General features: G+C 62.5%; 13 protein-coding genes and 1 pseudogene. 4 read left to right on the plus strand and 10 right to left on the minus strand.

The features are described from left to right. Positions 1-61 precede the first annotated feature (61 nt). Positions 62-2,770 (plus strand): CBS domain-containing protein, encoded by a 2,709-nt coding sequence (locus tag QWI75_RS07120; protein ID WP_289268006.1) that lies wholly within the window; start codon positions 62-64, stop codon positions 2,768-2,770. On the opposite strand, the gene QWI75_RS07125 is transcribed toward QWI75_RS07120, so the two are convergent. The 5 genes from QWI75_RS07125 to QWI75_RS07145 form a co-directional block, all read right to left on the minus strand. Then, positions 2,767-3,387, minus strand: coding sequence for a hypothetical protein (locus QWI75_RS07125; protein ID WP_289268007.1), 621 nt, complete (start codon positions 3,385-3,387; stop codon positions 2,767-2,769). The genes QWI75_RS07120 and QWI75_RS07125 overlap by 4 nt on opposite strands. A gap of 172 nt (positions 3,388-3,559) precedes the next feature. Beyond that, on the minus strand, positions 3,560-6,484 hold the full coding sequence (locus tag QWI75_RS07130) for an ATP-binding protein (protein ID WP_289268008.1): 2,925 nt from the start codon (positions 6,482-6,484) through the stop codon (positions 3,560-3,562). Further along, the gene (locus tag QWI75_RS07135) at positions 6,477-8,078 is read right to left on the minus strand and encodes a hypothetical protein (protein WP_289268009.1); all 1,602 of its coding nucleotides are present in this window, start codon (positions 8,076-8,078) and stop codon (positions 6,477-6,479) included. Before QWI75_RS07135 ends, QWI75_RS07130 begins: the two co-directional genes overlap by 8 nt. Before the next feature lie 743 nt (positions 8,079-8,821). Beyond that, positions 8,822-9,523 carry a hypothetical protein gene (locus tag QWI75_RS07140; protein WP_289268010.1) on the minus strand — a complete coding sequence of 234 codons (702 nt, stop codon included), beginning with the start codon at positions 9,521-9,523 and terminating at the stop codon, positions 8,822-8,824. Positions 9,524-9,672: 149 nt separating this feature from the next. After that, positions 9,673-10,959 carry an MFS transporter gene (locus tag QWI75_RS07145; protein WP_289268011.1) on the minus strand — a complete coding sequence of 429 codons (1,287 nt, stop codon included), beginning with the start codon at positions 10,957-10,959 and terminating at the stop codon, positions 9,673-9,675. 136 nt (positions 10,960-11,095) lie between these two features. On the opposite strand from QWI75_RS07145, the pseudogene QWI75_RS22730 reads away from it, so the two are divergent. Further along, positions 11,096-11,299 (plus strand): annotated as a pseudogene (locus QWI75_RS22730) (DnaJ domain-containing protein); the annotation flags it as partial. A gap of 540 nt (positions 11,300-11,839) precedes the next feature. Here the strand turns inward: QWI75_RS22730 and QWI75_RS07155 are convergent. The 3 genes from QWI75_RS07155 to QWI75_RS07165 are packed head-to-tail and all read right to left on the minus strand — an operon-like array spanning position 11,840 to position 14,857. Further along, positions 11,840-13,051 (minus strand): amidohydrolase family protein, encoded by a 1,212-nt coding sequence (locus QWI75_RS07155; RefSeq protein WP_289268013.1) that lies wholly within the window; start codon positions 13,049-13,051, stop codon positions 11,840-11,842. Between the two features lie 4 nt (positions 13,052-13,055). After that, entirely contained in the window at positions 13,056-13,646 is a 591-nt protein-coding gene (locus tag QWI75_RS07160; protein ID WP_289268014.1) for a Tll0287-like domain-containing protein, read from the minus strand. Further along, on the minus strand, positions 13,643-14,857 hold the full coding sequence (locus QWI75_RS07165; RefSeq protein WP_289268015.1) for a pyridoxal-phosphate-dependent aminotransferase family protein: 1,215 nt from the start codon (positions 14,855-14,857) through the stop codon (positions 13,643-13,645). Before QWI75_RS07165 ends, QWI75_RS07160 begins: the two co-directional genes overlap by 4 nt. A 172-nt stretch (positions 14,858-15,029) precedes the next feature. Here QWI75_RS07165 and QWI75_RS07170 point away from each other — a divergent pair, with 172 nt between their 5' ends. Then, a complete protein-coding gene (locus tag QWI75_RS07170) occupies positions 15,030-16,553 on the plus strand; it encodes a CPBP family intramembrane glutamic endopeptidase (protein WP_289268016.1) in 1,524 nt (507 codons plus the stop codon). A gap of 35 nt (positions 16,554-16,588) precedes the next feature. On the opposite strand, the gene QWI75_RS07175 is transcribed toward QWI75_RS07170, so the two are convergent. Next, positions 16,589-17,416: an NAD-dependent epimerase/dehydratase family protein gene (locus QWI75_RS07175; protein ID WP_289268017.1), complete on the minus strand. Its 828-nt coding sequence runs from the start codon at positions 17,414-17,416 to the stop codon at positions 16,589-16,591. Positions 17,417-18,028: 612 nt separating this feature from the next. Between QWI75_RS07175 and QWI75_RS07180 the strand changes: the two genes are divergently transcribed. After that, positions 18,029-22,531, plus strand: coding sequence for a DEAD/DEAH box helicase (locus tag QWI75_RS07180; protein WP_289268018.1), 4,503 nt, complete (start codon positions 18,029-18,031; stop codon positions 22,529-22,531). Here the strand turns inward: QWI75_RS07180 and QWI75_RS07185 are convergent. Further along, positions 22,528-23,382, minus strand: coding sequence for a universal stress protein (locus QWI75_RS07185; protein ID WP_289268019.1), 855 nt, complete (start codon positions 23,380-23,382; stop codon positions 22,528-22,530). The genes QWI75_RS07180 and QWI75_RS07185 overlap by 4 nt on opposite strands. Between the last annotated feature and the right edge of the window lies 1 nt (position 23,383).

Below are 23,383 nucleotides of genomic sequence, written 5' to 3' on the forward strand. Positions count from 1 at the left end.
TCCTTCGCCTTGTCCGTGGCGTCCCGTATCCCGTCGTCCTGAATATTGCTAGAATGCCCGCGTGGATCTGATCACCACCCATTCGCAAGCCGACCTGGATGGGCTCGCCTCGATGGTGGCGGCCCGGAAGCTGTATCCAGGGGCCAGGCTGGTGCTGGCGGGCGGAGCCCAGGACAGCGTGCGTCGCTTTCTTGAGGACCATGACCTCGACATCGGCCGCCTTCGCGACCTGAATCTGGACGAGGTGCAGCGGGTCATTCTGGTCGATACGCAGGACCTGTTCCGGATCGAGCAACTGCGCCCGCTCTGGACCAAGCCTGATCTGGTTCTGCACATCTACGATCACCATGTCGATCACCAGGGAGAGGTCAAGCGGGAGCCCTCCGAGGGGCGGCGCCAGCCTGGACCGAAGGTCGAGCGGCTGGTGCTGGAACCGGTCGGGGCCACGGTAACGGTGCTGATCGAAGCGCTTCGCGTCAATGGCCTGTCGCTCACGCCGTTCGAGGCCACAGTTCTGGCTGTGGGCCTGTACGAAGAAACCGGATCGTTGACCTACGGTTCGACGAGCCCGCGCGATGTCGAGGCGCTCGCCCACCTGTTGCGGGTCGGGGCCGATCTCAACGTCGTGGCGGCGACCTTGCGCCGCCATCTGGAGCCCGAGCAGATTGCCCTGCTCAACGACCTGCTGACCTCAAGCGAGACCTACTATCTTGAAGGACGAAAGATCCTGCTGGCCGCCAGCGCCTATGAGGGTTATCGCGGCGACTATTCCAGCGTCGTGGAACGGCTGATGCAAATTGAAGGGCTGGATGCCGTGATCGCCGCCTTCGTCATGGACAGCAAGGTGACGATCGTCGGACGCAGCCGTCTTCCCGATATCATCGACGTGGCCTGGATCGCGCGTGAGTTCGGCGGCGGCGGCCATGCCGCCGCCGCCGCCGCGACCGTGAAGGGGCAAACCCTCGTCGAGGTCCGGGAGCGACTGGTCAAGCTCCTGACCGAGCGCTACCGGCCGACCCTGACGGCGAAGGATGTGATGACGAGGCCGGTGAAGGCCATCGCCGGGGACGCCAGCGTGGAGGATGCGGGCCGGCTCATGACGACCTACGGAGTCAATGTCCTGCCGGTGCTCGACAAGCGCGGGGCCTATCAGGGACTGATCTCGCGCGAGACGGTCCAGAAGGCGGCGTTTCACCATCTGGAGAAAGCCTTCTGCCGGGAATTCATGCAGACCGATTCGTATGTGGCTGAGTCGGACACGCCGTTCCATGAAATCGAGCGCCAGATGATCGAGCTGAATCAGCGGTTCGTCCCGATCCTCGCGGGAGTCAAGGTGGTCGGGGTGATCACGCGAACGGACCTGCTGCGGACGCTCCACGAGGACGTGCTGTCGGCCGCCCGAGCCAGGGTCAAAGCCCGTCCGGGCGAAGACCCGGCGTTTCAATTCCGGCGCCGTAATATCGCGGGCCTGCTCAAGGATCGCCTGCCGGCCCGGGTCGTCGCATTGATGCGGGAGGCCGGTGAGTTGGCGGATCGTTTAGAAGTCAAGCTCTATGTCGTGGGCGGCATTGTCCGGGACCTCTTGCTTGGGATTGACAACCTGGATCTTGATCTCGTCGTGGAGGGGAACGGTCTGGCCTTTGCCAAGGCCTTGGCCCGCGCGCAACGGGGCCAGGTGAAGGTCCATGAACGATTCGGCACGGCCCGAGTGACCTTGGCCGACGGATTCAAAGTGGATGTCGCGACGGCCCGCGCCGAATACTACGAGTATCCGACCGCCCTGCCGACGGTCGAGCAGGGGTCCGTGAAAAAGGACCTCTACCGGCGGGATTTCACGATCAATACGTTGGCCGTCCGATTGAACCGGCGGCAGTTCGGAGAGCTGATCGATTTCTTCGGCGGCGAACGGGACCTGAAGGGCCGGACGATCCGCGTCTTGCACAGTTTGAGTTTTGTGGAGGACCCGACCAGGGTGTTTCGTGCGATTCGATTCGCCGTCCGGTTTGATTTCGTGCTCAGCCGGGAGACGCGCGCGCTGATCCAGGGGGTTGTCAAGATGGACCTGCTGCGGCGGCTCTCCAAGCATCGCTTGACGGACGAACTGCAATTGGTCCTGTCCGAACGGGAGCCTGGCAAGGCCATCGCTCTGATGGATGAGCTGGAAGTGCTGGCATGTCTCCATCCGGACCTGGAGCTGACACCGCGTTTGCGCACGCTGCTCAAAGCAACGGAAGAGGCGCTCGATTGGTATCGGCTGCTCTTTTTGGATCGCCCGATGGAAAGTTGGTTGGTGTACCTGATGGCGATGCTACAGGTCCTGCCGGATCAGGCGGTGGGGGAGGTGCTCAAGCGCATCGAGCTCTCGGCTCGGCAAGAAGCGGCTGTTCGTGCCGGTCGGTTCGGGGGGCATCGCATTTTTCGGGAACTTGGCCGTCGCCCTGCCGTCTCTCCCGCCGCCGTGTATCGGGCACTGAGTGGGACCTCCGACGAAACGTTGGTGTTCCTGATGGCAAAGAGCAAATCTGAGCATGTTCGGCGCCAGCTTTCGGCCTATGTGACGACCTATCAGCGGATGCGTCCCGCCTTGAAGGGAGACGATCTCAAACGGATGGGCCTTAAGCCCGGGCCCCTGTACCGACGCATTCTCTCGAAGCTCTTGGAAGCCCGTCTCAATGGCGTGGTGAACAATGAGGAGGACGAGCGGGCCTTGGTCCGATCCCTCATCGGGGGGCGCAAGTCTGCAGTGGACCGGCCCGAGCCTCCGTTCTAAAGTTCGTTCAGCGGCCTCTCATTCTCCAATTTCCCAAACAGATCGCTCAATGCCCCATGGACTGCTTGGTTGACCGGGGCCTTGTCGTCGTCCGTGCCGGTGCGCCGGACCACGCCGACGGATTTGCCGAAGCCGGAGTACTCCCGCAAGACTCGGCCTGTCGCGGCGTCGCTGAGCGTGCCGGTGGCGCGGGCGACGTAAATCGTGTTGAATTTGAAACCCAGGCTTGGATCGATGTAAATCAGCATCCGAATTGCGAGGCGGACATTGGACGCCCCCTGCTTGACAACGGTGCGGAAGGTGCGGCGTGAAACCACGTAATCGACGAGGGCCTGTTCCCAGGCCTCCTTGTCGTTGGTGAGGGCCGGCACCGGAGCGGTGATCCGGTTCTGTAGGTTGGGATCGGGAGACATTGTCGCCCCTGGCTGGACGAGAAAGGCCCCGATCGTGGCCAGTTCCACCGTGGCCGTGTAGGGCAGCGAGGTCTTGGTCGGGACGACCGTGGCCGGCGCGAAGGGAATTTTGCCGCAGGCCGTGACCGTTGCGACGAGGACGAGCAGAGTGGCTAGCAGGGGGCCGGCCGGGTTTCCGGGGCTTGAATGCGGGGCGCGGTTCATGTTGGGCCTCCACCGGTCGTTACGGAGGACAAGCGGCCGATGCCACGTTATGCTTGCTCAGTCTACCGACGGCGAATCCTGGCTTGCAAGGGAGGGAGGAGGCCCGGAAAGTGCGGCATCGGGGAGACCGTGGCGAGTGTCGCGCCGGTGCGGATCCGGTCTTCCTTCAGCATTACTGGTGCGCCAGGGGCCAGGGCTGAGGATTCCAGGATGGAATGGGTTCAGGACTCGCCGGGAGGTTGACGAAGAACGTCGTGCCCTTCCCGACCTCGCTCTTGACCTCGATGTACCCCCGATGTTCATGCACGATCTGATGGACGATGGTGAGGCCCAGGCCGGTCCCTTCATGCTCGCCGCTGGCATGCTTAGTCGTATAGAACGGATCAAAAATATGGTCCAGGTTCTCGGACGCGATGCCCGCGCCGGTATCTGACACCTCGATTTGAACCCAGGGGACCGGATGCAGCTTCCTGAGCAAATGCGTCTTGACGGATAAACAGCCCCCCCGTGCGGCCATGGCGTCCATGGCGTTGATGAATAAATTGAGGAGGACCTGTTTGATCTGCTGACGGTCGAGCGTCACCGGCGGCAGGTCGGAGGCGAAATCCCGCTCGATCCGGATGGATTTGGCGGACGCCTTCACTTGGATGAAGTAGAGGCAGGACGCCACGATATCGTTAAGGTTCTCCTCCGTGAGCTTCGGCTCCATGTACCGGGCATAATCCAATATCTCCTGAATGAGCCGTTCGATGCGGCGGACGTCTTCCACGACGATTTCGCTGAACTTCTCCACGAAGTCCTGATCGTCCCGCCGGTCGGGAACCAATTGGATGAAGGTTTTGATGGAGGTCAGCGGGTTGCGGATCTCGTGCGCGAAGCCTCCGGCGATGGTCTCCAGCGAGCGGAGCCGGTCGGTCCGCCGCATGAGGGCTTGCGACCGTTTGAGATCCTCGTACAGAAGGGCGTTGTCCAGGGCGATGGCGGCATGTTGGCCGAGGGTCATCAATAGGCTGAGGTCTTGCCCGGAATACACGGCATGATCGGCGCGGGCCCCGAGATTGCAGAATCCGACCAGGCGCTCCTTGTTGATCAGGGGAATGCAGACTTCCGCATCCAGGATGCGGAGGATCTCCAGCAACGATCGAGGGGGATCGGTTCCATGCCCGTATTCCAGCTCTTCGCGGACCAACAGTCCCTTCTGAAGCGCGAGATGGGCGGGCAGCCCGTCGTCTGACTTCAGGCTGGAAGGGAGCGGTCCAAGGGCGAGCGGGCGATGAGCGGCCGTGAGGATGTAGAGCGACTTTTCAGAGTCCAGGACGTAGACGGACGCCGTTGAGATGTTCATCACTTTGGTCAGGGTCCCCACCACTTCGCGCGTCAACGATTCCAGATCCAAAATGGACACGAGTGATTTTGAGAATTGCACCAACGTGTCATAAGCGTCGTAACGGGCTCGAAACAGGCGCTGGCCGACGACGTCCTCCAGCGTTTGTTGGAGGTTTGCCAGAATGCCGGCCAGGGCGATGAAGAGCGCCAGTAAGGCGCCGGCCATCAGATAATGTGGCGCTCCGGTGAAGAGCCAGACCAATGTCAGAATGCCAAGATACGCAGGCGGAAGGCCCAGGAGCTGTGCGTAGAGGGGGCTGCTTCGATGGGAGAAGGGGAACGACACCTGCATCAATTCATGTTTCACGATGACATTGGCCATCAATGCGATCCACAGCCCGACGATCATATACCCCAGCGGATAGAATTCGATCCCGTAGCTGGGCACAAAGTCGCTCGAAGCGGCCATGCCGATCAGGAAGGCCCAAAAGGTCTGCCGCAGTTGGGTCGCTTCCTGACGGTCCAGCCGGGATGCCTGGTACAGGTGCTTGAGCGCTCTTCCACAGACCGTGAAAAAATAGAGCAAGAACGCCGGATGGAGCGGGCCGGCTTTGGGGTAGTAACCCCAGAAATACTGATAGGTGCCCGCGGTGAAATAGGAGGTCGGGACCAAGCCTAAAAAACCCAAGCTCAGGAGATAGTGAATGCCGATAGACCGGTCATGCCGAACTCGGCCGGAGAGGCCGACGCAGAAGTGATACAACGCAGCGGGAATCCACACGACGCCCCCATAGACCACTTTGCTCCAAAACAGGGCCTCCGACGTCGTGCGGGAGGAATAGAGCATGAAGCAACCGGTGAGCCACAGCGCCACCCCGCCGCAGACTAGTCCGAACGAGATGTTCGTCGTCGCGCGCGGATTGCTCAGCGCCACCCATGACCCGCAGATGATGACGAGGAGCGCCGACAGGAGCGGTGGAATCGAATACTCGGACGCCCGGGTGCTGAGCATGGCGATGGCGGATGAGGCGATGAGGATCGCACCTGTGGCGAGGGCGTAGGTCAACCCCTTGTTGATGACGACCGTGATATCCATCAAGCGATAGCGGATGATGGCGTAGCTGATGACGGCGATGAGCAGGAAGATCGGGATGTAGCCGAAAGGGTACACTTCGATGCCGAAGGCCGGAAGAAAGTCGACGGAGCCCGTATAGGCGATGAGAAACGCGCTCATCACGTAAAGAATCTGCTGCCGTTTCAAGGGCGCCGACACCCGGCGATACGCGCGGAAGTAATCAGCAAAGGCCGCCGCCATATAGGCCGTGAACACAGGGAAAAAGAACAGCGAGGCCGGTCCCCATTGCGGAAAATAGCCCCACCAGAAGGTCCGTACCCCTACGACAAACTGACCGGAGAGCAGCACCAACAGCACCAGCAGGCCCGCGAGAACGTAGCCCATGGTCACCGAGCGGGGCCGATGGAGGGAGAGGAAGGCGGCGGAGAAACTATAGAAACTGACGGAAATGAACATCACGCCGACGTTGTCGATTCTGAACCAGTTGACCGCGACGGTGGGGCTGGTCGATGACAACCCCAGCCCCGTGGCCGTCAACCACGCGCTAATACTGAGACAGAGGATCAGGAAGTGACGATTGGCGGAAGCTTTCCGGTTGGAGCGAAATGTGAGAACGCCCAGAATCAATGAAACAGCTCCCATGCCGAACATGGGGAGCGCGTGGGCGTTCAGCGTATAGTGTGATAGATCAAACACCAGTGAGAGCGCCGATGCGAGCCCGAGCAATACGCACGAGGTCTTCCTCTGTAATAGGGCCGGTTGAATTGCGGAAGCGGGCGAGACGAAAACCGAGTTCGCGCGCCGCAGCCAGGATATGGGACCCGTGCAGCGGATCGGCCTTCCCGATCGAATAGTGGCCTTCCCAGCCGATCGCCGCCAGGATCATCGTTTCCGATAGGCAGCCCAACGCCTCGCCGCTCTCAAGCCCCAGGTCAAAGTTCACCTCGACTCCAGGCGTTTGAACGATCGCCGACTCGATCACGAGCACATCGGGGCGTTGATGAGAGACCTGCTCGGAAACGTTCTTGGGTTGGGCGGCGTCGATCACGATGGCTCCGGGCTTGAGGATGTCCGGGTCGATCAGCGCATGCGGGCTGTTCGTGGCCGCGATAACAATGTCGGCTTCAGCAACCCGTGCAATGGCACCGGTTCCCTCGACGCTGATCGACTGTCGCTTGAGCAGAGACACCAGCGCCGCCAGTTCATCCCGCTTGATATCGATCAATACCAGATGGGCCGAGAGCGGGCCTAGCAATTTCGCGCAAGCGGAACCGACCGATCCGGCGCCGCCCACAATCGCCACGGTCGCGTGCGGCACACTGAGGTTGGTCAAGGCGGCCGCCTCCAGCACGTTTTGCACGGCAATCGCCGCAGAATGGGGATTGCCTGTGGTCAATCCCAAGTGGACTTTGTCCAGCAGATCCTTGCCGTCCCTCGTCACTATGGACGTAAAGGCTCCGAGCCCCGCAATACGAGCTCCCATGCGTTCTGCCAGCCGCACCGTTTCGAGGACGCGCTGTCGTGCCGCCCGAGGGTTGCGAATCATTTGCTCGGTGGTGAGCGGAGAGATCAGCATGGCTCCCTTGAGCAATCGTCCGCTTTTGGCTTTCAGTCCCGTAATGTACGAAGCTACGAACGGCCATTGGTGGCGGAACCATCGTTCGACGATGGCAGGCGGCATCAATTTCGCAAATGGAAACTTTCTCGGGACGTCGGTCAGGTCGCGTGGGTGGCCGATGAACACAAAATCGACTGGTTGCACCAGAAATCTGGACGCGCACCGGGGAAGGAATCGAACCATGAGATCTCGAACAAGTTGGATGAACAAGGGGATGCTCCGCAGCCACAACAGCGTGCGGTGCGAGAGGGAGGCGGACGGCATCGGGGCTGATTTACGAAGCGATACGGTGGTCATTAACCGGACCGCCTGAGATCCCATGTGCGAGAGTGTGGAAAACAGGTTCTGGCTCTTCAGGCGATAGGGGAGGGTATAGGGGTTGTCGGTGACGAACAGCGAGAGAATCGATCGGGGGTTGGTTCGCTCTGCAGGCGGATCGCCATTCCTCCGATGTTGGTGGGCGCTCTTCTGTCGCGTGAGACCCGTCAGGTAGGCATCGATCTCATGCAAACAAGATTGGAGAACGGATTGCTCCGTCTCACTCAGTGGATTCAGATGGAGAGAAATCGTATAGCGGGTTGTCTCAGAGATCTCGCACCGGTTGACCTCGGCGACCCGGCCGCTGAGGTGCATATAGGCAGTCGCTCGACCGAAGCAAATGTAGACCGACATCACCGATCCTTTCGAAGGCGCGTGAGGACAGACGAATGAAAGAGAGTCCAGGCCGAGATATTCGGTCACCCCTCGACTGAGCGTTCCATGAAAATCAACCACGACCGGGAGGCTGATCGAGACATGGGAATCCGATGGCTTACCGAGAACACCGTGATGGTTGGAGTTGATTGGTGACCTCAATCCTTGCTGTACTGTCATCGATGTGCCTCCCAGGTGCAGGTCAAACGTGTGTTACCGGGTAACGGCGGTCACGTGGCACAGAGGTACAGGTGCGGACTTTCGATCGTGAGCGGGCTCCTTAAGAAACCCGCTCACGATCGCTCCGGATCATCACGACCGCCTTTCTTTTGCAAGTCGCCGGATGTCAAGGGAAGTCTGATGCGTGAGAAGCGGTACGGCAACCGATGCTGAACTGTTCCTCGCTCTGGTCCGGTTCCTGTGTCTGGAGACAAAGTGAACCTTCGTACTTGATCAGAATGATCGGGAGTGATGGGCGAGATCAGTAACGGCTTCTCTCTGTGCGCACTCGTTGAAGGAAGAGGTCTGGGGTACTTCATCCTTTCCCGCCTGGTTGTCGAGACGGTGAGAGTCTGTTCTGGTCGCTCTGAATGAAGCCCCGCGGCACAGCACCTCCGGGCGGAGGTTTTACAGCGGGATGCATGCTGACTAAATCGACCTCGCTTGTCAAGGGACCAATGGGTCTAGACAAATGGACGGGGTCGGGAAGTTGCTCAGAGGAGTTACTCTTCCTTGGGATTACTCAGCAGCGCGGAGAGTTCCCGGGGCAAGAGGAGGGTAATGAACGTCGTGGCATTGGGGCTCTGGTGGAATGCGGCCAGCAACAAACGAGGCCGTGGCACGGTATCGGGCGGAAAGGGCAACAGGGCCGGCACGTCGATGACCGACTTGTTCGCGGGCGCGCTCATGAGTCGCAAGCGAAGCGCGAGGAGAATGTCTCTAACACGGGCGGCATGTTCCGATTCAGGCACGCTGGCCGATGCGGTCACCAACGTCTCCCAGGCGGGCTGCGTCATGCCGACGGTGAAGGGGACGCCGAGGTTCCTCGCCATCGACGTGATCTCGATCCATTCGCCGACATGGAGCACCTGTTCGTGGGGCAACGCGACATGGGAATCGTCCGCCTCGATATGAGATTCATCGGAAGACGGCGGATCAAACGGATGGCGGTCGTCTTGCCGGCTTGCCAAAAGCGATGAATCGGCTCCGATCGCGGGCGCCTCGCCGCCTGCATCAGGGACCGGTCCAGGATCGAGCATGGAAGCCTGGTCCAGAGTATCCGCCTCTGCCGCAAGCGCCTGCCTGATACCCCGGTAGACGGTCCGCGCGGCCGCCGACCATTTGGGATTGAACGGCCGGCCCGCAAACGCCGCCTCCGCCGCGAGCTTTTCGTCGAAACTCAATGTGCGGGGTGTGGTGGTCATCGTATTGATAATGAATAGCTCCGAATCGGAGGGTGTCAAGTTGGCGGAGTCTGTTTCGGGCAGAAGATCCGCAACCTGCCGTTTAACTTGCGGAATCGGTATCAGCGAAGAGTTGAGATCGGTCCATGCGTGCTGGCCGCGTATCGTCGTTACGGCGGCAACGGCCGTCCTTTGGTTTCCGGCGCGAACGGCAACACCAACAGGCCCACCAGATAAATGAGGCCCACCGCGCTGGCGGCACTGCCGACCTGGCCGAACGTCGCGACGAGCGACCCGGTGAGAAAGGGGCCGGCGGAGGCCAGCACGCGCCCAGCGTTGAAGCAGAAGCCGGCGCCGGTCGCGCGAATGCGCGTCGGATACAGTTCCGGCAGATAGATCGGGAAACCGCTGAAGATGCCGTTGTTGAAAAAGCCAAGGATGGGCAGGCACAGCAACAGGTGCCGGTAAGATTCCACATAGAGAAAGGTGATCGGCAGCATGAGCACACTGCCCAGGCACATCAATCCGAATATTGGGCGGCGCCCCCAACGGTCCGCGAGAGGACCGAAGCTGAGATAGCCGAACAGCGCGCCGACATTGAGGCACATGATCGCATAGCTGACCAACGGCGCGATCTCGGATTTGGGCAAACCCTGCATGTCCGGAAACGAGTGGATCAAGGTCGGGGTCCAGTTGGTCGTGCCCCAGAGACCGAAGACGGCCACGAAGGCCAGGGTCGATCCGACCAAGGTGGATCGTAAGAACAGCGGCTGAAACAACTCGCCGAGCCTGGACAGGATCCCGTCGTGGCGCTGCGCGAGTTCCTCGCTGTGGGCGCGGGTCCAGCGGTCCGGCTCCTTGACCCACCAGCGGACCAGGAAGGCGACCAGGGCCGGGGCTACGCCGGCCAGGAAGAGCCAGCGCCAGCCGTATCCTTTCAAGAGGAGGTTCAGGATCGCCGCGAGAAAGAAACCGACGGCCCAGGCCGACTGCAAGATCCCAGCGGCCTTGGCGCGGGTCTCTTCCGGCCAGACCTCGGCGACGATCGCCGCGCCGGCCGCCCATTCGCCGCCGATGCCCAGCGCCGTGAGAAAGCGAAAGGTTGCCAGTTGCCACCATTCCTGAGCGAGCGCCGCCAACCCGGTGAACCCGGCATAGATCAAAATGGTCGCGATCAGCGTTCTGGTCCGGCCGAACCGGTCCGCCAGGATGCCGAAGACAACCCCTCCCAGCGCCCATCCGACCAGGAAGACCGAGAAGATGATGCCGCCGTACCAACTGATGCCTTCCGCGTCGGCGACGGTTGCGGTCCTTCCCGCCAACAGTTCTTCCAGCGCCGGATGCAGGACGATCGCGTAGATCGTGGCATCCATGGCGTCGAACACCCATCCGAGCCAAGCCACGAGGAGGACCATCCATTGGTAGCGTGTGACAGATCGGAACGAGGTCGGCATCATGCGCGCTTTCAGAATCGAACGTCGCGCCAGGCTAGGGACCGCGCGGCGCCCTGTCAAGTGATCCGCCGCCCCACCGTGATTTGCTGCGCTGAAAAACGTGATGGTATAGTCGTCTTCGACCAGGCAGGGATCACGTATGCGAATCGACTATTATGAGGTGCTCGGCGTCCGGCGGGATGCGTCGGACGAGGAGATCAAGAAAGCCTATCGGAAGCTCGTCTTCCAATATCACCCGGACCGCAACCCGGACAATGCCGAGGCCGAGGCGAAGATCAGAGAGGTCAATGCGGCCTATGCGGTGTTGGGCGATCAGGACGCCAGGAAGTCCTACGAACGGCTGCGCTGGGGAGCCGAGCCGCAGGACACGGGACCGGATCTCGATGTGGTCCTCGCCACCATGTTCGGGAAGCTGGAGGACGAAGGGCGCAAAGAAATCTTCTCCCTCTGGATCAAGGAGGTCGGTCGGATCAAGGCCGAGTTGGCCGTCATTCGGGAACGGACGGTGGCGGTCCAAGGATATGACACGTTTCGGGAAGATATCGTGATGGCTCGCGGCCGGGAGATCTTGGAAGAATTCATCACGCCCGACATGGACCAGCGGAAGGATCGCCTGCTGGACGTCGCGGTGCAGATGATGAAATCGCAGCGGGTGATCGATCCCTCCGACGAGCGGCAGGCGCAGGAACTACGTATGCGGTTGGATGAACGGATCAAGGCCGGGCGGCTGCATGGATGGGCGGCCGCGTTGGAGCTGTTCTACCAACGGCGATGACAGGGTCGTCATGCGTCACACGTCACTCGTCAAGCGTCACTCAAGCGGAAGACCTGTTTCGCGTGGCCTTCTCCGTCGGTTGACGAATGACCATTGACGAATGACGCTTCATACTTCCCCCGCCAAGGGTCCGCTGACCAGGCGGCCTTGCAGCATCACCCCCGCCAGCCGATTGCGATCCCGCAACAGAGCGATCCGTTTGAGCGGATTGCCTTCCACAATAATCAAGTCGGCCAGTTTCCCCGGTTGAATGGTCCCAATCCGGTCGTCGAGGCCGAGCAGGGCGGCGGCACTTGCGGTCGCCGAGAGGATCGCCTCCATGGGGCTCATGCCGAGAGCGACCATCCGGTCCAATTCCTGCGCATTCTCTCCATGATAATTAAAGGGCGTGCCGGCATCGGTGCCCATCGCGATCCGCACGCCGCGCTTGTGGGCCTTCTTGAAACTCGCTTCATGGCGGGCCGACATGTCCCTTGCCTTCGTGACGACCGACTCCGGGACACCCGCCCCTAACGGACAGCCGGCAGTGGTGGCCAAGGCCGAGAGGGTTGGAACGATGAAGACCTCATGCTGGACCAAGGCCTCTGCCGCCTCCTCATCCATCAAGGTGGCATGTTCGATGGATCGGACCCCGGCGGCGACGGCCTGTTTCATCCCGGCGGCCCCATGCGCATGGGCGGCCACCTGTTTGCCGGCTCGTTGCGCCTCCTGGACGGCTGTCCGGATTTCCTCGAGGCTGAATTGTGCCTGGTCCGGAGAGGTGCCGGGCGTCAAGACGCCGCCGGAGGCGATGATCTTGATGAGGTCCGCGCCGGCGGCCAACTGCTCCCGAACCGCGCGGACGATCTCGATCGGGCCGTCTGCTTCGCGCCCGATGAATCGGGCATGCCCGCCCGTCATGCAGATGGCCTGACCTGCCGCCAAGACTCGGGGTCCCAGGACCAGACCAGCGGCGATCGCCTGCTTCAACGCGAAGATGCCGTGACCTTTGTATCCGACATCGCGAACGGTCGTGATGCCTGCGCCAATGGTCTGTTCGGCGTAGCGGGCGGCCTTGAGGAGCGTCATGCCGGGAGAGTCGGTCTCGACGACAGTTACGACGTCCGGTTCGCCGCCCAACCCGAGATGGACATGACAGTCGATCAGGCCCGGCAGCACCGTCATGCCGCGCACATCCAGGTCGACCGCGCCGCGGGGAACCGTGGTCGAGCGGCTCGGCCCGGCGGAGAGGATCCGATCGTCCTTGACCACCACGGTGGCTCGTTCCTGGACCGATCCCAGGCCGTCGATGAGGCGGACGTGGCGGAGCGCGATCATCATCCGGTCAGCCCTCAAGCGGAATCGAGATAATGATGCCGCCCATGACATCGTTCAGCTTGAAATCGCGCCGGGGGCTGTTGGGGTGGGTATTGTGACAGCTCACGCAGGACTGCGAGACCGCGCGGTCGGCGTAGACGGCCTTGAAGAATCGTCCCTTGGCGGTCTTGACGTAGCCGGTGAAGGGCCGGTCCGGGTCTTTTGCGATCGCTTCCAGCCCTTTCCGTTCCAGGTCTGAGTTGGGCCCGTTCCAGACATAGATGGGGGTGAGGCTTGCCAGCCGATAGGACAACCGCAGGTCTTTCTGCGCAACCAGCCGCCCATTGTCCATCAAGAATTGGGCGGGGAGCGGAAGCCCCTTCTCCTGCTTCCAATGTTCCGTGGCATGGATGATATCCTGATCCTGCAAGCGGTTGACAATGTTTTCTGCGTAGTTGGTGCGGACCGCTTCAATGACGGCATGGAGATATTCTGCCGTGCGCTCGGGCGTGATGGTCGCAGGATGGTCCTGTAGGTTCCGCCAGAGGATGAAGCCAATCCACGATCCGAGGAGACCGAGCAGCAGGCCGGCTACGAACCAGCGTAGTGTGATCCTCATGGGGTGATTCCATTCTCCCTTCCGGCCTCGGCATAGACCGCGGCGGCGGCGGCCGCCGCCTGTTCGGGGTGTCTCGCCCATCGTCGGCGGGACAGGATGGCGCCCAGCGCGGTGAGGAGCGCGAGCACATTGCCGGCGGTGGCCGACTCGCCCATGAGGCCGATCCGCCAGACCAGCCCCTTGAGCGTACCCAGACCTCCGCCGATCTCGATCCCGAACCGGTCCAACAATTCGGCCCGCACGCCGCCTTCATCGATCTCACGAGGGACCAGCACGCAATTCAGCATCGGCAATCTGACATCGGGCGCCGGCAGCGGAGTAATGCCCAGGACCGCGAGCCCGGCCAACAAGGCGCGGCTGTGAAGTTCATGCCGGGCGAACCGCGCCGGCAGGCCTTCTTCAAGGACCAGTCGCAGCGATTCCCGCAAGGCATAGATCATGGAGACGGGAGCCGTGTGGTGATAGAGGCGCTTCTGATCCTCCCAATAGTCGGCAATCAGCGAAAAGTCGAGATACCAACTCCGGCAGGCGGTGTGGCGTCGGCGAATGGCAGCCAAAGCGCGCTCGCTCACCGTAACCGGCGACAGGCCGGGGGGGCAGCTCAGGCACTTTTGTGTGCCGCTGTAACAGGCGTCGATCAGCCAGGCATCGACGTCGAGCGGCATGCCCGCCAAGGATGTGACGGCGTCAACGACGAAGAGCGCGCCCGCTTCGCGGCACAGCCGGCCGATCGGTTCCAGATCCTGACGGACGCCGGTGGAGGTTTCCGCATGAACGACCGCGACCGCTTTGACGGGTCCGGAGCGGCTGATGACCTCTTGGAGGACCTGAAGATCAATCGGTTGGCCCCAGGGCGCTTCGACAGGCAAGGCTTTGCCTCCGCAGCGTTCGACGATCGTCGCCAGTCTTGTTCCAAACAGGCCGTTCACGCCGACGACGACGGCATCGCCCGGTTCGATCAGATTGACCAGCACCGCTTCCATCCCGGCCGAGCCGGTGCCCGACAGGGCCAGGGTGAATCGATTGTTGGTGTGGAACACCTCCCGGAGCAGGGCCTGCGTCTCGTTGAGAATGGTCAAGAATGAAGGATCGAGATGGCCGATGACCGGCATGCCCAGGGCGCGCAGCACCCGTGGATGGACCAGGCTTGGCCCGGGACCGAGCAGGACCCGCGCAGGAAAATTGAGTTCTCCGATAGCGGTGGATGCCATGCCGTTCTGCCTGTGGCGCAGGATGCCGCTCGTGATGCGCCTTTCCGGACCCGGTCCAAAAGACCCTGCGAGTGAGGCGGCGTAGTATAACGGAGACAGGGCTGCGCGTCACCGGTGTGGCACGCCCGTCATTTTCGCCAAGAAAGCCGCATGTTATACTGGCGAGACACATATGTCGTTCGATCCTCCCGCGACGATCTCCTCGGTGCAACCGGACCCTGATCCCCCTCAGCCGGAATCAGAATCCAACTCGGCCGATCGCCATGTTGCGCCCGGCTCCTGGCAACACCAGCCTCGTTTCTCGTGGGCGGTCACCGCGCTTGCGGCCCTGGTGCTGGTTGGATGCGTGGGCACCGTCGTCGCTATCGCGTTGACCATGGACGGGTTGGACCGTGTGCCGTGGCCTGAGCGCGCCCTCAGCCACATGGTCGGTCGAACCATGGATTTGGAGGAGGCCACCAAACGGACATCGGAATGGGAACAGGCGCTGTATCGTTGGCTGACGGGAAGCGAGACAACGGCTCGCCTAGAGGCAATCCAATGGTATCGTGAGTTGGCGGTCGTCTCCGAAGACCCGCTCGTCGATTTTCAGCTCGCCGTTCTCGAAGCGGAATCCGAGGACCTCTCGGCGCTACGCGCGAAAACCACCCAATGGTCGCAAGAACGGGATCCCTATCGATGGTTCGGCAAGGCCCTTGCCGTCGCCTATCTGGCGGAGCCGGCTGATCGCGGGGCCATCATGGAGCTTCAGGCGCTGGCAGCCGACTCGTTGCCCGCCGGATGGTTTTACGATCGACTGGCGTCCCGCCTCGCCGATCGCGCCGGCGATCCCTCCCTGCCCCGCTCGCTGGAGCAGGCGGCAGCCGACCGATCCAGCAAGCTGTTCACCTGGTCGCGATGGCTCACGGCCTTTGAGTTGGCGGCCATGGCGGGAGGAGCGGTCGTCCTGGTTATGGTCTGGCGGCGAAGGAGCAGGGACCCGCAATGGCTCCGCTACGGCAACTCGACCTTGCCGCCGCCTTGGCCCGGCAGCTTCGGCGCGCATGTGCTGCTGCGGGGAGGGGCGATCGGCGCCGTGCTGATGGTGAGCTTCATCTTTCTCAGCGCCGAACATGCCGCCTTGCGGATGATCGCCGTGCCGCTCACGAACCTGCCGCTGTTGATGCTGGCACAGCGGCACCTCTTGCAACCGGCCGGATTGACATTCAACGAGGGGTTCGGGCTGAAACCCCTCCCGGGCCGAGCGTCAAGACTCTGGTTGGCGGTCCCGGCGATCGTGGCGGCGGGGTTGTTCGGCGAATGGATCATGGGGCGGATTGCGGAGCCGTTGAACCTCTCCAGTCATTGGACCGAATGGTTCGATGCGGATCTTGTTTGGGCTCCGACGCCGATCCTGTCGCTGAGCCTGCTGGAGTATGTGGTCTTCGCCCCGGTCTTTGAGGAAATCGCCTTTCGCGGCCTGCTGTTCGGGCTATTGCGCCGCCGGTTCTCGCTGGCGCCGGCCGCGATGATCAGCGCGGGGATCTTCGCCTTGGCGCATGGGTACGGCGTCCTCGGGTTTGCCAGCGTGTTCTGGAGCGGGCTCGTCTGGGCCTGGGCCTACGAAAAGACCGGATCACTCGTGCCGGGCATGGTCGCCCACGGCATCAACAATCTGCTGGTGTGCCTCGCCGTGATCGCGCTGCTGCGGTCATAGCCTCCACGCCCTCATCAAACCCAATTATCGGACAATTATCGGATAGGACCGATAGGGTCGAGGCCAAGGCCGGCGAGGTTTTCGAACAGATCAGGCCTGCGCAATTGAACAGAGAGGGCGTTGATCATTTTGGCGTTGGCGATCCGCTTCCCCGGTGACGAATCGTGATCGGTCGCTACCGCTCGCAGACCGTGCCGTTCTGCCGCGTGGCGGCAAATCTCCGACCAGGTCCGCGGAACGCCGTCGCTGATGTTGTAGACCTCGCCAGGGACACCCCGCTCCAGCGCTGCCAGGCAGATCGCGGCAAGATCCTCCACATGAATGAGGTTGACATATTTGCTTGAGGGCCCGACCCGGCCGGTTCTGATCCAGTCGAGCGGATTGCGTCCCGGTCCATAAATCCCGGCTATGCGGAGGACGATGGCATTACATTCCTGTCGTAAGCACTCCTCGCCCTGAACGCGCGGTCTGCTCATGTCGATGGGAGCGGTCTCATCGAGCCAGGGAGGAGGATAGGAGCTTGGTTCCTGGGAGACGCCGTAGGCGGAGGTGCTGCCCAGCACGACCACTCGCTGAACCCGTGGCCTGAGGTATTCGGCGAATGGTTTCACCAACTGCAACGGCTGAGCGGGAAAGCACCAGATGAGATCGGCCCGATACGGTAAATTGGACCATTTCGTCGGATCCTCCAGGGTAAACGGTATGCGGAGGTGATCGGGCACAAACTCAAGATTTGTCGTGGGGTTGCGGCTCGTCGCCAAAACGGGACGCCCAGCCTGAGCCAACAGCGAGAACAGGCGGCGGCCGGTGTAGCCTGCCCCGAGAATCACAGTTGGGATGTGCGACGGCTGTTCAGATGTCATGAAGTGGAGCCAGTTTATTCCACCGTCGGTCCGGTCGCCAAGAAGCCTGTTGCATAAGGAAAATTTTACATGTTAGGGTATCCCCTCAGCTTCGGTAGAACAGTGGGTTCATCGAGTGAGCTGAAGCAACACATCTCTTCCACGTAAGCTGTTCATCCGTCATGCATCAGCCGCGGCATTCGAAGCCGCGCCCGGTTCCATAGACCAAGCGTCCATGAATGCGAAGGTCGTTCGATGGCGACACATCAACACACATTGCCCCATGAAGAACTTGCCCGCCGCTCCGACGAGGCGCAATGGTCGCTCTCTGATCAAACCCAGCAACTCGAGCAGATGCTGGATGTCCATTGTCCAAAATGCGGTAGCGAGTGCGCGAGAAGTCGGCGCCGTGGGCTGCGCGATTGGCTGTTGCGGTTCATGGCGCTCCATCCGTGGCGCTGCCAGACCTGCCGAGCGCGGTTTTACTTCCGGCGCCGTCGATGACCGCGGCGACAACCGTTCCGGTTCCAGTACCCCATAGACGTGGCCGGCAGGCGGCGTCCTTTTCCTGACCGTTTCTTCTGCATGCCCTGGAGGGAGCGGCCCCGTCCTCCATGGTAGGATGCTCGGTCCATGCCGCTCTCGTCCTTTCATCCTGTCATTGCGGAATGGTTCCGGCGACGATTGGGGATGCCGACCGACGTCCAGGAGCAGGCCTGGCCGGCGATTCGCTCGGGCTCCGATACGCTGATCGCCGCGCCGACCGGGTCCGGTAAGACGCTCGCAGCTTTCCTCACCTGCATCGATACTCTCTTCACACAGGCGTTGAATCGGGAATTGGAGGACCGCACCCAGGTCCTCTATGTCTCGCCCTTGAAGGCGCTCAGCAACGATGTCCAGAAAAACCTCCAGCAGCCGCTGAACGAGATCGGCCGGGCGGCCCTGGAGCAGGGCCTGCTGCTGCCGGAGCTGCGCGTGCTTGTGCGGACCGGCGATACCCCGATGGCCGAGCGGCAACAGATGCTCCGCCGGCCGCCTCACATCCTGATCACGACCCCCGAGTCCCTGTTCATCCTGCTGACGGCGGAAAAGAGCCGCGCGCTGTTGCGCACGGTACGCACGGTCATCGTGGACGAAATCCATGCCGTGGCGGCGACCAAGCGCGGCGCGCATCTGGCCCTGTCGCTGGAGCGCTTAGATGCCTTGACGGACGTGAAGTCGGTGCGGATCGGCCTCTCGGCGACGCAACGGCCGATCGAGCTGGTGGCCCAGTTTCTCGTGGGCGATCGCCCGCCTCCCCGGATCGTCGACGTGGGGCATCGGCGAACGATGGACCTGGCGGTGGAGGTGCCCAAGGACGAGCTTGGTCCCGTCGCCACGAATGCCGTCTGGAGCGAGATCTACGACCGAGTGGCCGACTTGGTCCGGGCGCACCGTTCGACCCTCGTGTTCGTCAACACGCGCCGCCTGGCCGAGCGTGTCGCGCATCGATTGGAAGAACGGCTTCAAGATTTGGGCGCCGATGTCGTGGCGGCGCACCACGGAAGCCTGTCTCGACAGATCCGCCTATCCGCGGAAGAGCGGCTCAAGTCCGGGCGGACCCGCGTCGTGGTGGCGACGGCCTCGCTGGAACTCGGCATCGATGTGGGAACCGTGGACCTCGTCTGCCAGATCGGCTCGCCGCGGGCCATTGCGACCTGCTTGCAGCGGGTGGGGCGTGCCGGGCATTGGGTTAAGGCCATCCCGAAAGGGCGGCTCTTTGCCGCAACGAGGGATGAACTGATCGAATGCGCCGCCCTGATCCGCGCGATGCGAAGCGGCCTGCTTGATCGGATTGAAGTTCCTTCGGCTCCACTCGATATTCTTGCGCAACAACTGGTGGCCGCGGCCGCCACCCAATCGTGGAGCGAGGACGACCTGTTCGCCCTCTGCCGGCGGGCCTATCCCTATCGTGAGATGGATCGGGCGAAGTTCGACGAGGTCCTGCGGATGTTGGCGGAGGGGATCGCGACTTCGCGCGGGCGCGGCCAGGCCTACCTCCATCACGACCGCATCAACCGCCGCGTGCGGGGCCGGCGCGGGGCGAGGCTCGCGGCCATCACCTCGGGTGGAGCGATCCCCGACAACGCCAACTATGTGGTGGTGGCGGAGCCGGAGGGCACCGTCGTCGGATCGGTCGATGAGGATTTTGCGGTCGAGAGTCTGGCGGGCGACATCATGCTCCTGGGCAACACGTCCTGGCGGATCAAGGGAATCGAGATGGGAAAGGTCCGTGTCGAGGACGCCCAGGGTGCCCCGCCCAACATACCATTTTGGCGCGGGGAGGCGCCGGCCCGCACGGCTGAACTCTCGGCGGAAGTGGCCCGGGTCCGCAGGGAGCTTGATCGGGTGGCGGGTCCGGACCATACCGAGTCCGCCATCCGTTGGCTCAGGGAGGAGTGCAGGTTACCGGACCGAGGGGCACAACAGGCGGTGGAGTATGTTCTGGCCGGAAAGGCCGTCCTTGGGACGGTGCCGACGCAGGAGACCGTCGTGGCCGAGCGGTTTTTCGACGAGAGCGGAGGCATGCAGTTGGTCATCCATGCTCCTTTCGGAGGACGGATCAACAAGGCCTGGGGCTTGGCGCTCAGGAAACGTTTTTGCGTGACCTTCGATTTCGAACTGCAGGCGGCGGCGACCGATGAAGGGCTGGTGATCTCACTGGGGGAGAAACACAGTTTCCCCTTGGAGACCGTGTTCAGCTTTCTCCAACCAGAGACCGTCAGATCCGTGCTGAGTCAGGCGGTGCTGGCCGCGCCGATGTTCACAACGCGCTGGCGTTGGAACGCCTCCCGCGCATTGGCGCTGCTCCGATTTGCCAAGGGGAAAAAAGTTCCGCCGCAGATTCAACGAATGAGGGCGGAAGACCTGTTGGCTTCCGTGTTTCCCGACGCCATCGCCTGCCGGGAGAATCTGCGGAACGACGGGGAGGGTGGCGTCGAACGGCGGATTCCCGACCATCCGCTGGTGGAGGAAACGCTCCGCGATTGTCTGACCGAAGCCATGGACGTGGAGGGGCTGACCCTGCTGCTGCGCCGGCTCCAAGAAGGCGCGATTCGCGCGGTCGCCGTGGAGACCCCCATGCCCTCCCCCTTCAGCCATGAGATCCTCAACGCCAACCCCTATGCCTATCTGGACGACGCGCCGCTGGAAGAGCGCCGGGCGCGCGCCGTAGACATGCGGCGCACCTTGCCCCCTGAGCTGGCCGGGCAGGTCGGGGCCTTGGACCAGGCCGCCATCACAGAGGTGGCCCGGGAGTCCTGGCCGGTCGTGCGGAACGCCGACGAGTTGCACGATGCGCTGCTCACGCTCGTGTGGGTGCCGGAGATCGAAGCCCCCGATTGGGCGCCCTATCTGCCGGAGTTGGTCGCGAGTCGTCGAGCCTGCCTGCTGAGCGTCCGGCGGAACGGGGGACCGGATGCGGCTTATCATGACCAGCTCGCCAGCCAGACCCCCAGTGATCTGGTCGGTTGGATTGCGACGGAGCAGGCGCATCTGGCGCGCGCCCTATTTCCCGAGGCGCCATTCCCTGATCTCCCGGACCTGCCTGCCGATCCGTCGTCGGGCCAAGTCGATCGGGAAGAGGCCATGGAGGCCGTCACGTTGGGGTGGATGGAGAGCACAGGGCCGACCACTGAGGCGGAACTGGCGGCGCGATTGGGATTCTCTCAAGGTGAGATCGAGCAAGCCTTTCTGCGTCTGGAAGCGAAGGGGCAGGTCCTGCGCGGCCAATTCCGGCCTGCAGCACCCAGCACTCAGCACTCAGCACTGCATCCGCGATCCTCAGCACTCAGCACTCAGGACTCAGCACTCTATTCGGTGGAATGGTGTCATCGCCGGCTGCTGGCGCGCATCCACCGGCTCACGATCGGAGCCTTGCGCCGCGAGATCGAACCGGTCTCGGCCGCCGAATTCATGCGCTTCCTCTTCCGCTGGCAGCATGTGGCTCCGGGAGCTCGCCTGCATGGCGAGCGTGGCCTGCTGGAAATCATCACGCAGTTGGCGGGGTTTGAGGCGGCGGCGTCCTCCTGGGAATCGGGCCTGCTGCGCGCGCGCCTGTCGAAATACGAGCCGGAATTGTTGGATCGCCTCTGTTTCAGCGGGTCGGTCATGTGGGGTCGGCTCTCCCCCTATGAGCCTCCGGCCAGGGAAGCCGCGTCCGGTCTGGGCCGTCGGATCATCCCGACCAGCTTGGCGCCGATCAGCCTGTTCCCCCGCGAAGAGGCTGACTGGTTGCTGTCCCAGGCCGGCCGGGCTGTCCAGACCGAGTCGGTTGCCGCTTTGGCTCCACAGATTGCGCTGAGTGTGGTGGCGCAGGATGTGCAGCGCATGCTGTCGAACCGAGGTGCGAGCTTCTTCTCCGAGCTGCTTCACGGCACCGGGCACCTGCCGTCCGAAATCGAACAGGCCCTGTGGGAACTGGTGGCGGCCGGCTTGGTCACCGCCGATGGATTCGACAGTTTGCGGGCGCTCATGGATCCCAAACGGCGCCGGGGCGAGGGGCGGGGACGGATGCAGCGGCCCCGGCACAGCGCCGGTCGCTGGTCGTTGCTGCGCCGGGCTGAGCCGTCAATCGCCACCGGTCAATCGTCAATGGCTCCACCCTCAGCACTCAGCACCGAGCACTCAGCACCCAACCCTCAACCCTCAGCCCTTCCCATCGAATCGCTTGCACGGCAACTGTTGCGCCGCTACGGCGTGGTCTTTCGTGATCTGCTCGGGCGGGAATCCGACGCGATCGCGTGGCGAGACCTGCTGGTCCAATACCGCCGGATGGAACTGAGGGGAGAGATTCGCGGCGGCCGGTTCGTCAGCGGTTTTACGGGGGACCAGTTTGCCTTGTCGGAAGCGGTGGAGACGTTGCGCGCGTTACGCAAGGGGAGCGGATCAGATCCGGTGGCCGCCCAAGAAATCCGCCTCTCCGCCTGCGATCCGTTGAATCTGGTTGGCGTGATCCTGCCTGGGTCGAGGATTCCATCCCTGCCGACCAATCATGTGTTGTTTCGCGGCGGGCTCCCGGTCGGCTCCTCGGGTGAGAGCCCCCCTTCCGATCTGCCACGGCCGCTTTCCGCCACCATCGCACGGCCTCGTCGTTAACCGGCAGGAACCGACAACACCGGGCAGCGGGCTTCGCGCACGACCCGCTCGGTCGTGCTTCCCCTCAGGGCATCGGTCCAACCGTGATGCCCTTCGGTCGCCATCACGATCAAGTCCACGTCGTATTCGGCCCCCATGCCGATGATCCAATCGACCACGTTGCCCTGGCAGTGGTCCTGATGCCAGTTCCATCCCGGCCGTTCGTGGAGCTGCACCGGCGGCATGGGATCACCGCCGACGTGCACGAGCTGCATGTCGAGCGCCATGCTCCCCAGTACCTCCGCCGTGACGGTGGCTGTATCGATGGCGCGTTGTGCCGTTTCGGCCTGTTCGACTGGAATCAGGATGCGTCGCAGTCTGATCGTGCCATCCCGAGCAGATACGAAGCCTTCCACATGCGAAGGTACGAACAGGGTAGGAAGATGGGCGCCTCGGGCGATCGGCTCAGCCACCGGCTTGTGCAGCCAGCGGTCGAGCCCGGTCCGCTGCTCGATCCCGAGCACCAGCAGATCAGCCGGATGAAATTCCAGATGGTGGACGATGGCCTGGGCCGGATCATCTCCCACGGCCCGGATTTTCTTGATCTGGATGCCCAGCGACGTGACGGCTTCTTTCGAGCTGCCGTTCGGAAGCAAACTCCATTGTGTCAGGATGGGGCGCACCCGAGGGAAATCCTCGAAATGTTCTTGGGCCACGTCCGGATCGACGTGCATGATCGAGAGCCTGGTCTGCATGACCAGGGCCAACTTGAGGGCATGGATGAATGCCGTCTGGCTGGCTTGGGTGAAATCGGTCGGATGAAAAATGTGGCGGTGGAGGAACGGCAGGGCCGTCGCTAATCCAGACATCATG

The sequence above is a fragment of the Nitrospira tepida genome, from assembly GCF_947241125.1.
GTDB lineage: Bacteria > Nitrospirota > Nitrospiria > Nitrospirales > Nitrospiraceae > Nitrospira_G > Nitrospira_G tepida.